This window comes from Undibacterium sp. WLHG33 (assembly GCF_049544815.1).
GTDB lineage: Bacteria > Pseudomonadota > Gammaproteobacteria > Burkholderiales > Burkholderiaceae_D > Undibacterium.
Genome location: NZ_CP186697.1, coordinates 389,893 through 403,063 on the forward strand (window position 1 = coordinate 389,893; position 13,171 = coordinate 403,063).

Annotated in this window: 13 protein-coding genes and 1 riboswitch; of the genes, 5 read left to right on the top strand and 8 right to left on the bottom strand. The window is 51.2% G+C overall.

Translation table 11 applies throughout. From position 1 onward, the window contains the following. Positions 1-6: 6 nt before the first annotated feature. Positions 7-735, top strand: coding sequence for an ABC transporter ATP-binding protein (locus tag ACOTSW_RS01830; protein WP_186884675.1), 729 nt, complete (start codon positions 7-9; stop codon positions 733-735). A 351-nt stretch (positions 736-1,086) separates the two neighbouring features. Here ACOTSW_RS01830 and ACOTSW_RS01835 read toward each other — a convergent pair whose 3' ends face one another. The 8 genes from ACOTSW_RS01835 to ACOTSW_RS01870 all read right to left on the bottom strand — a co-directional run bounded on the left by ACOTSW_RS01835 (position 1,087) and on the right by ACOTSW_RS01870 (position 7,832). Beyond that, the gene (locus ACOTSW_RS01835) at positions 1,087-2,181 is read right to left on the bottom strand and encodes an enoyl-CoA hydratase/isomerase family protein (RefSeq protein ID WP_423680687.1); all 1,095 of its coding nucleotides are present in this window, start codon (positions 2,179-2,181) and stop codon (positions 1,087-1,089) included. Between the two features lie 151 nt (positions 2,182-2,332). Further along, positions 2,333-2,677, bottom strand: coding sequence for a ribosome hibernation-promoting factor, HPF/YfiA family (gene hpf / locus ACOTSW_RS01840; RefSeq protein ID WP_423680688.1), 345 nt, complete (start codon positions 2,675-2,677; stop codon positions 2,333-2,335). 109 nt (positions 2,678-2,786) lie between these two features. Next, entirely contained in the window at positions 2,787-4,268 is a 1,482-nt protein-coding gene (locus tag ACOTSW_RS01845; protein WP_423680689.1) for an RNA polymerase factor sigma-54, read from the bottom strand. An 11-nt stretch (positions 4,269-4,279) separates the two neighbouring features. Further along, positions 4,280-5,032 (bottom strand): LPS export ABC transporter ATP-binding protein, encoded by a 753-nt coding sequence (gene lptB / locus ACOTSW_RS01850; RefSeq protein WP_423680690.1) that lies wholly within the window; start codon positions 5,030-5,032, stop codon positions 4,280-4,282. Position 5,033: 1 nt separating this feature from the next. Beyond that, entirely contained in the window at positions 5,034-5,609 is a 576-nt protein-coding gene (gene lptA / locus ACOTSW_RS01855) for a lipopolysaccharide transport periplasmic protein LptA (RefSeq protein WP_423680691.1), read from the bottom strand. 41 nt (positions 5,610-5,650) lie between these two features. Continuing rightward, entirely contained in the window at positions 5,651-6,271 is a 621-nt protein-coding gene (gene lptC, locus ACOTSW_RS01860; RefSeq protein WP_423680692.1) for an LPS export ABC transporter periplasmic protein LptC, read from the bottom strand. Next, positions 6,268-6,792 (bottom strand): KdsC family phosphatase, encoded by a 525-nt coding sequence (locus ACOTSW_RS01865; protein ID WP_423680693.1) that lies wholly within the window; start codon positions 6,790-6,792, stop codon positions 6,268-6,270. Before ACOTSW_RS01865 ends, lptC begins: the two co-directional genes overlap by 4 nt. Continuing rightward, positions 6,792-7,832 (bottom strand): KpsF/GutQ family sugar-phosphate isomerase, encoded by a 1,041-nt coding sequence (locus tag ACOTSW_RS01870; protein ID WP_423680694.1) that lies wholly within the window; start codon positions 7,830-7,832, stop codon positions 6,792-6,794. The genes ACOTSW_RS01865 and ACOTSW_RS01870 overlap by 1 nt, the downstream gene beginning before the upstream one ends. A 124-nt stretch (positions 7,833-7,956) precedes the next feature. Between ACOTSW_RS01870 and ACOTSW_RS01875 the strand changes: the two genes are divergently transcribed. The 4 genes from ACOTSW_RS01875 to ahcY all read left to right on the top strand — a co-directional run bounded on the left by ACOTSW_RS01875 (position 7,957) and on the right by ahcY (position 13,105). Next, positions 7,957-9,939, top strand: coding sequence for a monovalent cation:proton antiporter-2 (CPA2) family protein (locus ACOTSW_RS01875; protein ID WP_423680695.1), 1,983 nt, complete (start codon positions 7,957-7,959; stop codon positions 9,937-9,939). 33 nt (positions 9,940-9,972) lie between these two features. Next, positions 9,973-10,515, top strand: a complete 543-nt coding sequence (locus ACOTSW_RS01880; protein WP_423680696.1) for an adenine phosphoribosyltransferase — start codon at positions 9,973-9,975, stop codon at positions 10,513-10,515. A 164-nt stretch (positions 10,516-10,679) separates the two neighbouring features. Next, positions 10,680-11,204, top strand: coding sequence for a GNAT family N-acetyltransferase (locus tag ACOTSW_RS01885; RefSeq protein WP_423680697.1), 525 nt, complete (start codon positions 10,680-10,682; stop codon positions 11,202-11,204). Positions 11,205-11,577: 373 nt separating this feature from the next. Continuing rightward, a riboswitch (S-adenosyl-L-homocysteine riboswitch) is annotated at positions 11,578-11,651 on the top strand. 26 nt (positions 11,652-11,677) lie between these two features. After that, complete coding sequence (gene ahcY, locus ACOTSW_RS01890; protein ID WP_423680698.1) at positions 11,678-13,105, top strand: adenosylhomocysteinase; 1,428 nt, start codon at positions 11,678-11,680, stop codon at positions 13,103-13,105. Positions 13,106-13,171 lie beyond the last annotated feature (66 nt).

Sequence of the window (13,171 nt, forward strand, 5' to 3'; positions counted from 1 at the left end):
ATCAGTATGTTAAGTATTTCAAATTTACACGCGGCTTATGGCAAGGTGGAAGTCTTGCATGGTATTTCGCTGGACGTGCCTAAGGGCAAAGTGGTGACGCTGATAGGCTCGAATGGCGCCGGTAAAACCACAACCATGCGCGCGATTTCCGGCATGCTGAAACCGAAACAGGGGACAGTCACCTTGCATGGTAAAGATGTGACTGGCCTGGACTCGCATAAGATCGCGCGCGCTGGCCTTGCCCATTCACCGGAAGGTCGGCGTGTGTTTGCCACGATGTCAGTCACGGATAATCTGTTGCTAGGCGCGTTTCCGCGTTTTACCCGTTCGCGCCCGCGTGGTGATATCGAAAGCGATCTGCAAAAAGCGATGGAATTATTTCCACGCCTGCGTGAGCGCCGCCATCAACTGGCCGGTACTTTATCCGGCGGTGAACAGCAAATGCTGGCGATGGCACGCGCCGTTATGCTGAATCCGGAAGTGATATTGCTGGATGAGCCATCGATGGGACTGGCGCCTATCCTGGTCGATGAAGTGTTCCGCATCATCCAGCGACTCAAGCAGGAAGGGCGCACCATGTTGCTGGTCGAGCAGTTTGCGGCAGCCGCACTCGCTGTTGCGGATTATGGCTACGTCCTCGAAAACGGGCGCATCTCTGTGCATGGTCCGGCCGATAAATTGCAGAACGATCCGGCAGTGAAAGCAGCGTATCTGGGTGGTGGCTCACATCATTAAATGAAGTAAGTCAGAAGTCAAAACGAAAGAGGGGGAGTGCATATACTCCCCCTCTTTTTTATAAAATAGGTCTATTGTCAGCAGAAAATAAGGGTGGTTTACATATACTGGGGGGAGTATATTTGATGCTCAGAATGGAATTTCCTGATACTTCGTTGCTTGATTTGTCGTGATCTGTTGCTGAAACACGGATGCGATAGAAATACAGCCACATTTTTTAAGCAGCGTTCCATGAAAAAGCGCCCATCACTTTATTGCGTGATGGGCGCTGCTGTGCTGATGCCAGCAAAAACGTACTGGCAAATCTGTCAGTAAACCTGTAAGTGAAATTGCTTTAAAACCTGTCCGCTATTAACCCTGCAAATGCCGCAGCGGATGTGCGTACGCCGGCCATACTTCGGTGAAGAATTGCGCGATCTGTTCATGACTCACATCGCGCAGATGCGCAGGCAACCATTGCGGCATATTGTCTTTATCAACGACCAGGGCCCGCACACCTTCCAGCACTTCGCCATGTTTGAAGCAATGGCGTACCATGGCGCGTTCCATGCGCAGACAGTCCGCCACATTCTGACGTGCGCCGCGCCGCAGTTGTTCGAGCGTGACGCACATCAGTAAAGGCGAACGTTTCTCCATCGTGACCAGTGTTTGCTGAGCAAATGCATCGCTGTTGTTGCTTAATTTTTCTGCGATGGCCAGCACATTGTTGCCGCTGAAAAACTGATCGATCAAGGCGCGCTGGCTGGCAAGTTTACTGCTGGCCGGATCGGCCTGCGCTGCAAATGGCGCAGCAAATTCACGTATCGCCAGGCGTATATCTGCCGCTTCGGTATGCTCCAGCATCGTCAGTAATGCTGGCAGTTCAGATGTTGGGATATAGACGTCAGCGAGGCCTGCATATAAGGCATCGGCAGCGGCAATGATATCGCCAGTCAGACCGAGATAAGTACCGATTTCACCCGGTGTTCGCGACAGGAAATAACTACCGCCGACATCGGGAAATAAACCGATGTTCACTTCCGGCATCGCCATTTTGGTACGTTCGGTCACGATACGCAGACGGCAATTTTCACCTGCCTGCGCAATGCCCATACCGCCACCCATCACCACACCATTCATCAACGCGATGTAGGGCTTAGGGTAAAAATGTATCAAATGATTTAACGCATATTCTTCGGTAAAAAAATCTTCGAGCAGGGCGCTGTCACCAGTTGGCGTAGCGGTGCCGACGTCATAGAAAAAGCGGATGTCGCCACCGGCACAAAATGCTTTTTCACTGCTGCTGTGTATGAATACGGCACGGATAGTTGTATCGTCGCGCCACGCCAATAATGTGGCGGTGAGTGCGCGCACCATCTCCAGTGACAGAGAGTTCAATGCTTTCGGACGGTCGAGAGTGATGTAGCCGATCTGATTTTTAACGGAAGTGATTACGTATTCGCTCATGTAGATACCATTAACATAGTCGTGACAGGGCAATCATTTTATTCCTGTTTGCACTTCGTCAGTACGACAAAAATAACAAAAAACAGATAACAAAAAAGGACGCTGTTGGCGTCCTTGTTTTCGTGTTCCGTAAATAACGGGAGGCGGGCGATTATGCCGATGCCGGATCAGGGATATGTTTGATCGCATCGCGATCGTGACCCTGAACTTTATCTTTATGCTTGATCACCTGACGATCCAGTTTATCAATCAGTGTATCAATCGCAGCGTATAAATCATGCGCCAGACTTTCAACGTGAATATTTTTACCACTGATATGCAGGTCAATGTCGGCTTTATGTCGTTTCTCTTTTTCGCTCAGCTTGTCGACGGTCAGCGTGACGGTCAGATCAATGACCTGATCAAAGTGACGCCGGATACGTTCCAGCTTGGTATGTACATATTCACGAATGGCAGGAGTGACTTCAACGTGATGTCCACTGATGGTGAGATTCATACTGTGCTCCTTTAGTGATATTGCTTGCTAATAACAATAAGCTCATTTTGATTTTACGGCGTTGAGCTAAATCATATATAGCAATTCAAACCGTGATTACAAGGACTGCTTACAAAGATTTTCGCAAACTGACTGGCGGTATTTTCAGGGCTTCACGGTATTTGGCTACGGTCCGTCGGGCAATTACCATGCCCTGTTCACCCAGCATGTCTGCGATTTTGCTATCAGAGAGTGGGCTTTTCTGGTCTTCTGCTCCTATCAACTGCTTGATGAGTGCACGTATCGCGGTGGAAGAGGCTTCACCCCCTGTTTCCGTCGCAACATGGCTGCCGAAAAAATATTTCAACTCAAACATCCCATGCGGGGTCAGCATGTATTTCTGAGTCGTCACACGAGAAATAGTGCTCTCGTGCAGACCCAGTGTATCAGCTATTTCGCGCAAAACAAGAGGGCGCATCGCAACAGCACCATGCGCAAAAAAATTACGTTGTCTTTCAACTATCGCTTGTGACACCCGTAAGATTGTTTCGAAGCGCTGACGCATATTTTTGATCAGCCAGCGTGCTTCCTGTAACTGGGTTCCAAGTCCTGTTTCGCCGCGGTTCTGCCGCATGATGTTGGCGTACATACTGCTCACGCGCAGTTTCGGCATCACATCCTGATTCAGTAACACTTGCCAGCCATTACCATTTTTTCTGACGATCACATCCGGTACTGCATAGTCTGAGCTGCTGGTGGCAAATGTGATACCTGGCCGTGGTTCGCATTGCCGTATGACTGCCTGCGCTTCGCGCAAATCTTCATCATCGCAGTCGAATATTTTTTTTAATTTTGTGAAGTCTCTTTGTGCAAACAAAGTCAGCTGTGTTTCCACCAGTGCCAGTGCAAGACGGCGGGTAACAAAAGGAATTTTCGGCATGCGCCTGATCTGTATCGCGAGACACTCTGATAAGTTTCGCGCACCGACACCCGGCGGATCAAAACTCTGCAGCATCTTCAGCGCGAACGATAATTCCTCTTCGTCTATTAATAATTCGAGTGGCAGACCAGCGTGAATTTCTTCCAGACTTTCTGTCAGGTAGCCGTTATCATCGAGTGTGTCGATGATCAGTTCCAGCAATGCGCGGTCGCGTGCTTCCCTGAGCGTGAGGCGCATTTGTTCCAGCAGATAGTCACGCAGGCTGATGTGGGCAGATTCGAGCTGAGGCCTGCCTTCATCTTCATCGGCGTTAGCTGCACCGGAAGGCGCATCGTTAAAACTCCACTCTTCTTCGTTGGCACTGATGCTGTCGTTGACCGGCACATCAGCTTCGACAGCAGCTTCTTGTGGCGCGGCGCTTTCAGAAGGAGTGATGCTTTCCATGCCTGCATCCGGCGTCGTACTTGTATTGTTGATGGCGCCATCCGCCAGCAGGCGGACCGCATTATCCATAGGATCATCGACACGCTCCAGCATAGGATTTTCTATCAGCAGCGTTTCCAGTTCCTGATGCAGTTCCAGCGTTGACAGTTGCAACAGCCGTATCGATTGCTGCAGTTGAGGCGTCAGCGCAAGATGCTGAGAAGTACGTAGTTGCAGGCTTTGTTTCATAATGCGTCCCGTTACATCCGGAAATGTTCTCCCAGATAGACGCGTCGCACAGACTCATTCTGAATGATGTCGTCGGGTTTGCCGCTGGCTAATACCGAGCCTTGATTGATGATGTAGGCATGGTCACAGATACCCAGCGTTTCGCGGACATTATGATCGGTGATCAGCACACCGATACCGCGTTCTTTCAGGAAGCGGACGATGCGTTGAATCTCAATCACTGCAATCGGATCGACTCCGGCAAAAGGTTCATCGAGCAGAACAAAACGCGGGTTCGTCGCGAGTGCACGCGCAATTTCGACGCGACGTCGTTCACCGCCCGATAAAGCCAGCGCCTGACTGTCACGGATTTTTTCTATCTGCAGATCGGTCAGCAAGCTGTCCAGACGTTGCCGGATTTTTTTCTCGGATAAAAATTTTCCGTCTTTGTCTTTTTGCAGTTCTAGTACAGCGCGGATATTTTCTTCGACCGTCAGTTTACGAAACACTGATGCTTCCTGAGGCAGATACGACAGACCGAGGACAGCACGCTGATGTATCGGTAAATCCGAAACATTCGTATCGTCGATATTGATTTCGCCGGCGTCGGAAGGTACCAGCCCGACGATCATGTAAAAAGAGGTGGTTTTACCTGCGCCGTTTGGTCCCAGCAGCCCGACGACTTCGCCGCTTTTTACCAGCAGCGATACATCGCGCACAACTTGTCGCGCACCGTAGCGTTTTTGCAGACCTTTGACGGTCAGCGTGCTGTCTTTTGATGCCATCTTAATTTGCCTGTTTCTCAGTTCTTGGTTGTATCGTGGTTTTGATGCGACCGCCTCCTGACACTGCCTGACCTGAGCTGGAATTGACGCCGACAAAGACATCATTTTTACTATCGTAGGAAAGGAATTCTCCTTCTTGTTGCTGTGTGACTTTGTTTCCGTCGAGATAGCGTATTTGTGCCCTGAACAGGAATTTTACGAATTCTGTTTTTTCATCGTATTCCGCTTTTTCGGATTCGCCTTCCACCCAAAGATCTGGCCCGCCGTCGCGCTTCTGACGAAACGTGATTTTTGCGCCAGGTTTGGCGGTCAGTACAACATGCTGGAATTCATCGGCACTTTTTGTAACAACAGCTTTTTCTGCTCTGACTTTCAGTGTGCCGCGGACGACCACGACATCACCTGAAAACGTACTGACATTGGTCTTGCCATTATTTAAAAACTGGTCTGCTTCTATCGTCATTTCTTTGAGACTGTCTGCTTTTTCAGCGTGAACGCTGGATACGGACAGTAAAGCCATCAGGGCTAACATCCATGAGCTCAACGCAAGATGCACTGTTTTTTTTTCGGGGCGCATGTTTACTCTCTGTCTTGTCTGTGTTGTTGATGAATGTTTTTTCATTTATGTTTGAACAGGCGTGCATGCACTTTACTGAGCAGACGCAATTCCTGATTCGCATTGTTCGCGATCATACCGGTCGCATCGGTTTCGCCGTTATCCGTGATCAGTCTGATGCGTTGGTCCGTCCTGACGATGTCGGAGTCCGGCAGTAACTGCAGATATTCTGTTTCTACCCGCATAAAACTGGAGTTGATTCCTTGTGGCCTCTCTACTCTTACCTGATCATAAAGATGCACCACATCTTCGGTACGTTTTGGGGACAGCACCTCAGATTTCTGTTCCACAACCGCACGCGCTGCATTAATCGTGATCGGTGTGCGCTGCGTATCGAAGCTGCTGATGCGCGGCTCTTTGATATCGTACTGATCCGTGCGCGGTAAATGCACCAGGCTTTGTCCGGTCACGTGATAATTTGCCTTGCCGTTATTCGAGAGTTTGATGAAATTAAAATTCTCGACGTAATAATCCGGTTCCTGACGCGCTGAGGTCCGGTTGTAATCATCGGCGCCCTGACGACGTACTGTGTCGTACAGCCAGAAACTGCTAAGTGCAAGGAGACCGACAGCAGCGATAGCCATCCAGGTGCGTGCGCGGTCGATAGTGATTTGTGCCTTCATGCGAGGTATTCTGCCAGAACGCTGTCGTACTTGTTTTGCGCTCGCAATATGAAATCGCAGACTTCCCTGGCTGCACCTTTGCCGCCGCTGGCCGTCGTCACGTGATGGACGCGTTGGCGCACTTCTGCATGACCGTTAGGTACGCTGGCGGCGAAGCCGACACGGGTCAGAACCGGCAGGTCGATCACATCATCGCCGATGAAGCCACATTCGTCTGCCGGTATATTCAACTCTTGCAGCAGATGCAAAAATGCCGTTTTTTTGTCATGGATGCCCTGACGCACATAGGTGATGCCCAGATCAGCGGCGCGCCGCGCGACGATCGGCGATTGCCGGGCACTGATAATGGCCGTGGCAATGCCAGCGTTTTGCAGCAACCGTATGCCCTGTCCATCCAGCACATTGAATGTTTTCAGCGTTTCGCCATCCGCACCGAAATGCAGGCTGCCATCGGTCAGAATACCGTCCACATCAAAGATCATCAGTCTGATTTTTGCTGCTCTTATGATCGCGTCAGACATTAAATCACCTTGGCTCTGGTCAGATCGTGAATATGTAATGCACCAGCCAGTTTGCCATGTTCATCTGTGACCAGCAGCTGATTAATGCGATAGGTTTCCATCACTTCGACAGCTTCGACCGCCAGTTGTTCGGCGCGTATGCTGCGTGGATTTTTGTGCATGACATCCGCGATGCGGATTTGCGTGAAATCTCTGACGTCTTCCATCAGGCGGCGCAAATCACCATCGGTGAAAACGCCGACGATATGACGCTCGGCATCAATCACTGCGGTCATCGCCATTCCTTTTTTGGTGATCTCCAGCAGTGCCGTGGTCAGTTTCGTATCGGGTGTCACGCAGGGAATCGCGTCACCGGTACGCATCACATCTTTGACATAGGTCAGCAGACGGCGACCCAGTGCGCCACCCGGGTGGGAACGGGCGAAATCCTCTTCGCGGAAGCCGCGGGCATCGAGTACGGCGACTGCCAGCGCATCGCCTAAAGCAAGGGTGACCGTGGTACTGGCTGTCGGCGCAAGATTCAGCGGGCAGGCTTCTTTATCGACGTGCAGATTCAGATGCACATCGGCTAGTTTCGCCAGACTCGATTGCGGATTGCCTGTCAGTGAAATCAGTTTGACGCCAAGGCGTTTAATGATAGGCAGGATCGCGATGAGTTCTGCGGCCTCACCGGAATAAGAGATGGCAATGAAGACATCATGCTTGGTTACCATACCCAGATCACCATGCGCCGCTTCTGCAGGATGGATAAAAAACGATGGTGTGCCGGTGGAGGCGAAGGTGGCGGAAATCTTGCGGGCGATATGACCGGATTTGCCTATACCCGAAACGACAACACGCCCATTGCATGAAAGTAACATTCTGACTGCAACAGAGAAATTTGTGGCATCGTCGCTGTTGAGCCTGTTTTGTAAGGCAATCAGTGCGTCTGCTTCAATTTGCAGAGTTGCTGATGCCAGTTGCACCGCACGTTGCGCGGCGGTCGAGGACGCATCATTTGCTGTCGTCTCGTTAAATGGGGTTGCGTTCAGATCATTCATGTCCGAAGTATAAACGAAATCCTGTAAGCAAAAACTCTGCCAGACGTAACGAAATGCATATTCCGTGCACATTGTTCATTGAATATGACGAAAACTTCAGCATAAATCGGCAATAATATCCTCTATGAATGCGCTCGATACGACACTGTCTCTGTTAGCTGCCGCGGTTCTCGGGGTTGTTGTTTTTCGTCTGTGGCAACTGCCGCCAATACTGGGTTATCTCGTTGTCGGCGTGCTGATAGGTCCGTTTGGTCTGGGGTTTGCCGACGATGGCGCGGTCACGCACGAACTTGCCGAGTTTGGCGTGGTGTTTCTGATGTTTTCCATAGGGCTGGAATTCTCTTTGCCCAAGCTGATGACGATGCGCAAGGCGGTATTCGGTCTGGGCATGGCGCAGGTAGTCATGACGATTGCGGTCAGCCTGGTCGCCGCCCGACTGGCCAGCATCTGGTTGCCGCAGTATTTTCAGATTGGTTGGGAGGCCGCTTTTGCCTTAGGCGGTGCACTGGCGATGTCATCGACAGCGATCGTTTCCAAAATGCTGACGGAGCGCCTGGAGCTGGAAAGTTTGCACGGGCGGCAGATTATCAGCATCCTGTTGTTTCAGGATCTGGCGGTGGTGCCGCTGCTGATCCTGATTCCGGCGCTGGCATCACATTCCTCTGATCTGCTGCAAAACCTGGCGTGGGCAAGTGCGAAGGCAATCCTGGTCCTGCTCGTATTACAGGTTGCCGGACAAAAACTGATACGCGCCTGGTTCCGGGTGGTCGCGAAGCAGCGTTCGCAAGAGTTATTTATGCTCAACCTGTTGCTGATCACGCTGGGGGCTGCATGGCTGACCGAACAGGCTGGACTGTCGATGGCGCTGGGGGCGTTTGTGGCAGGGATGCTGATTTCTGAAACCGAGTACCGCCTTCAGGTCGAGGAGGATATCAAGCCTTTCCGCGATGTGCTGCTGGGGCTGTTTTTTATCACCGTCGGCATGCTGCTGAATTGGCGGCTGGTGGTTGATCATCTGTGGTTAGTGTTGTTGCTGTTTATTGTGCCAATGGTTGTCAAGCTGCTGCTGATTGCCGGTCTGGCAAAATTGTTTGGCAACTCGACCAGTATTTCTTTGCGCACCGGTCTGGCGCTGGCGCAGGCGGGTGAGTTTGGTTTTGTTTTATTAAATCAGGCCGGTGATCTGCATCTGATACCAGCGCAATTGTTGCAGGTGATACTGGCCTCGATGGTGTTATCGATGCTGGTATCGCCGTTTATTCTGGCGAAATCGGATGTGATCGTGATGAAGTTTTCTGCCAACGAATGGATGCTGCAATCTTTAGCGTTGACACAGATTGCGGCCCGCACGATGAACGCGAAAAAGCACGTGATTATCGCGGGTTTCGGACGCAGCGGGCAAAGTCTGGCGCGTTTATTGGAAGAAGAAGGCATTAGCTATCACGCGCTGGATATGGATCCTGACCGTGTGCAGGAAGCGCAGATGGCGGGCGCCAATGTTTCGTATGGCGATGCGGCGCGCCGAGAGAGCCTGACGGCAGCTGGTATCAATCGCGCGGCTGCACTGGTCGTCACGTATTCCAGCACTGCCTCGGCATTAAAAATTCTGCACTTCGTGAATGAGCTTAATCCTTCCTTGCCGGTGATCGTACGCAGCCGCGATGACACTGATTTGGATAAACTCAGAGCCGCCGGTGCCACCGAGGTGGTACCTGAACTAATGGAAGGCAGCCTGATGCTGGCATCGCATGCGCTGGTGATACTCGGCGTACCGTTGCGCCGTGTTGTGCATCGGGTGCAGGCGGCACGTGATGAGCGCTACGAATCGCTGCGGGGATTTTTCCGTGGCGCCAGCGATGCGGCTGACAGCCCGGAAGCGATGCAGGTCCGTTTGCATACGATAGTCCTGAGTGAGCGCGCAACGGCAGTTGGCAAATCCGTGCAATCGATACGTCTGGCGGAAACAGGGGCGGATGTGCATGCGATCCGCCGTGATCGTCAGCGTCTGGCGCTTGCCGAAAACATGATTTTGCAGGCCGGCGATGTGATCGTCGTGCGAGGAACATCAGAAGCAGTCGCAAGAGCCGAGCAGCGACTGCTAAAATAGCGGGTTATTTTAAAAATTGAAGGTCATCCGGCGATGCTAAATCCATCCGAGTACATTAAAGAACATATCCGCACCGTGCCAAACTGGCCGCAAGAAGGCGTGATGTTCCGCGACATTACCCCTTTGTTGCAAAATCCTAAGGTATTTCGCGTTTTAATCGACATGTTTGTGCATCGCTACATGGATCAGAAGATTGATGTGATCGCCGGTCTGGACGCGCGCGGCTTCATCATCGGTTCGGTGCTGGCGTATGAACTGAATCTGGGTTTTGTGCCGATTCGCAAGAAAGGTAAATTGCCTTTTCACACTGTGTCGGAAGAATATGAACTGGAATACGGCAGCGCAACCGTCGAGCTGCATGCCGACGCCTGCAAAAAAGGTGAGCGCGTGGTGCTGATCGACGATCTGATCGCGACGGGTGGCACCATGATGGCAGGTAAAAAATTGCTGGAGCGTCTCGGTGCGATCGTGGTCGAGGGCGCGGTGATCGTTGATCTGCCTGAACTGGGCGGCTCTAAGCTGATTAAAGACAGTGGCTTGCCGCTGTTTACCGTGTGTAATTTCGACGGACATTAATGCCGGAAAATTGATTCGCTGCTGAACGCTGTGCTGAATTGATGGCGTGATGACCGCGTTAAAAAATATATGAAAAGAAGAACTGACTGGTTCTTCTGGCTCTGAAAAAGCTGATACGCTGATTGCGATCAGCTTTTTTTATGCCGAAATTGTGGGGATAAAGTATGCGTGTTTTAGAAATGCAGGGCGCTGCGCTGCCGGCGTATGCGGCGCAGTTGAATCAGCTGTTACGGCAATGTGTTGCCGCTGGTGCCAGCATCGGTTTTATTGCGCCGCTCAGCGACGATAAAGCGGCGGCTTTCTGGGCAAATATTCATCAGTCCGTACAGTCTGGCGAACGCCGCATGGCGCTGGCGCTTGATGACGACGGCCGGGTGCTCGGCACTGTGCAGCTTGTGCTGGATATGCCGCAAAACGGCCAGCATCGTGCGGAAATCGCCAAACTGATGGTGACACCGGACGCACGGCGGCGTGGTATTGCGCGCAGCTTAATGCAGTGGGCTGAAGATGTCTGCCGCGCGGAACAGCGCAGTCTGATCGTGCTCGATACCCGAACCGGTGATGCCGCAGAACCTTTGTATTTGTCGCTGGGTTTTCAGTTGGCGGGGATCATTCCCGCTTATGCCATGTCCGATGCGGGAACGCTGGACAGCACCAGTATTATGTTTAAACAATTGTTACGCGGCTGACAGCGAAGAGGGCGGGCAACCTCAGTATTTGCCAGCGCTGACGCCGTCTTGTTGTGCATTGGCCGCGGATACTGAGGCGCTTTTTTCTTTCAGAAGCGTTTTTTGTATCAAAATATACCGGGGGGAGTATATAAAATCCCCCTTTATTTTATTGTGACAATAAGCTGATTTTTTAACATACTCCCCATTTTTTCAATTTTCCGGGATTATTTCTATGTGGGGAATGGTTTTCTCCGTGCAGCCGGAAGTCCTCGCTTGTTTCGTCGCCAGGTGCTGACGAGCACCTGATTTTGTCAGGAAAAAAATGGTAGCGTCCGAATTGGCGCGGCAAGTTTACATCGGCAAAAATTAAGCTTCTGCGTTATACTTCAGGTCTTCCAAGGAGCGCTGCGACAAGATCTTGCTATCTTGCCAGGCTTGGAATCCACACAACCGCGCTCACGTTACTTTTTTCAATCAGAAAGGAGGGCGTGATGAACGCCACTGTAACTTCCGCACCATCCAAGACAACTCAGGATTTTCTCATTGCCGATATCAGTCTCGCAGACTGGGGTCGTAAAGAAATTAAAATCGCTGAAACAGAAATGCCGGGCCTGATGGCGATCCGCGAAGAATTCGCTGCCAGCCAGCCGTTAAAAGGCGCGCGTATCACCGGTTCGCTGCACATGACAATTCAGACAGCCGTTCTGATCGAAACTCTGATCGCACTCGGTGCGCAGGTCCGCTGGGCATCCTGCAATATCTATTCAACTCAGGATCATGCTGCGGCAGCAATCGCCGCCGGCGGCACACCAGTCTTTGCATTCAAAGGCGAAAACCTGGATGAATACTGGGAATTCACGCACCGTATTTTTGAATGGACCGACGGTGGTTATTCCAACATGATTCTGGATGATGGTGGCGATGCGACTTTGTTGCTGCATCTCGGTACCCGCGCAGAGAAAGATATTTCTGTGCTGGCTAATCCAGGTTCAGAAGAAGAAATCTGCCTGTTCAACGCAATCAAATCGCATCTGAAAACAGAACCAGACTGGTATTCCAAACGTCTGGCCGCGATCAAAGGCGTGACCGAAGAAACGACGACAGGCGTACATCGTCTGTACCAGATGCACAAAGAAGGCAAACTCGCTTTCCCTGCGATCAACGTTAATGATTCCGTAACGAAATCCAAGTTCGATAATCTATACGGCTGCCGCGAATCTTTGGTGGACGGTATCAAACGTGCGACTGACGTGATGATCGCCGGTAAAGTTGCCGTGATCGTCGGTTATGGTGACGTCGGCAAAGGCTGCGCACAAGCGATGCGTGCATTATCCGCTCAGGTCTGGGTGACAGAGATTGATCCTATCTGTGCATTGCAGGCGGCGATGGAAGGCTTCCGCGTGGTAACGATGGAATACGCCGCAGAACATGGTGATATTTTCGTGACGACCACTGGCAACTACCACGTCATCAATCACGCACACATGCTGAAGATGAAAGATCAGGCAATCGTGTGCAACATCGGTCACTTCGACAATGAAATTGATGTCGCCTCACTCAAGCAATACACCTGGGAAAACATTAAACCGCAAGTCGATCATGTGATTTTCCCTGACGGCAAACGTATTATCTTGTTGGCTGAAGGCCGTCTGGTGAATCTGGGTTGCGGTACTGGCCATCCTTCGTATGTGATGAGTTCTTCGTTTGCGAATCAGACGATTGCACAAATTGAACTGTTCCAGAACAATGATCAGTATCCGGTTGGCGTTTATACCTTGCCTAAGCATCTGGATGAAAAAGTCGCCCGTCTGCAATTGAAAAAACTCAATGCGCAACTGAGCGAGCTGACTGATGAACAAGCTGCGTATATAGGCGTGAAAAAAGAAGGTCCTTACAAGCCTGAACACTACCGTTATTAATCACGACTGACTCCCCGTCTGACTGTGTCAGCGGGGAGTTTTTCTTATCCGTCGAAACAGGAGTCC

Coding starts and splice junctions, on each gene's coding strand:
- ACOTSW_RS01830 (WP_186884675.1), top strand. CDS start 7: ATGTTAAGTATTTCAAATTTACACGCGGCTTATGGCAAGGTGGAAGTC.
- ACOTSW_RS01835 (WP_423680687.1), bottom strand. CDS start 2,181: ATGAGCGAATACGTAATCACTTCCGTTAAAAATCAGATCGGCTACATC.
- hpf (WP_423680688.1), bottom strand. CDS start 2,677: ATGAATCTCACCATCAGTGGACATCACGTTGAAGTCACTCCTGCCATT.
- ACOTSW_RS01845 (WP_423680689.1), bottom strand. CDS start 4,268: ATGAAACAAAGCCTGCAACTACGTACTTCTCAGCATCTTGCGCTGACG.
- lptB (WP_423680690.1), bottom strand. CDS start 5,032: ATGGCATCAAAAGACAGCACGCTGACCGTCAAAGGTCTGCAAAAACGC.
- lptA (WP_423680691.1), bottom strand. CDS start 5,609: ATGCGCCCCGAAAAAAAAACAGTGCATCTTGCGTTGAGCTCATGGATG.
- lptC (WP_423680692.1), bottom strand. CDS start 6,271: ATGAAGGCACAAATCACTATCGACCGCGCACGCACCTGGATGGCTATC.
- ACOTSW_RS01865 (WP_423680693.1), bottom strand. CDS start 6,792: ATGTCTGACGCGATCATAAGAGCAGCAAAAATCAGACTGATGATCTTT.
- ACOTSW_RS01870 (WP_423680694.1), bottom strand. CDS start 7,832: ATGAATGATCTGAACGCAACCCCATTTAACGAGACGACAGCAAATGAT.
- ACOTSW_RS01875 (WP_423680695.1), top strand. CDS start 7,957: ATGAATGCGCTCGATACGACACTGTCTCTGTTAGCTGCCGCGGTTCTC.
- ACOTSW_RS01880 (WP_423680696.1), top strand. CDS start 9,973: ATGCTAAATCCATCCGAGTACATTAAAGAACATATCCGCACCGTGCCA.
- ACOTSW_RS01885 (WP_423680697.1), top strand. CDS start 10,680: ATGCGTGTTTTAGAAATGCAGGGCGCTGCGCTGCCGGCGTATGCGGCG.
- ahcY (WP_423680698.1), top strand. CDS start 11,678: ATGAACGCCACTGTAACTTCCGCACCATCCAAGACAACTCAGGATTTT.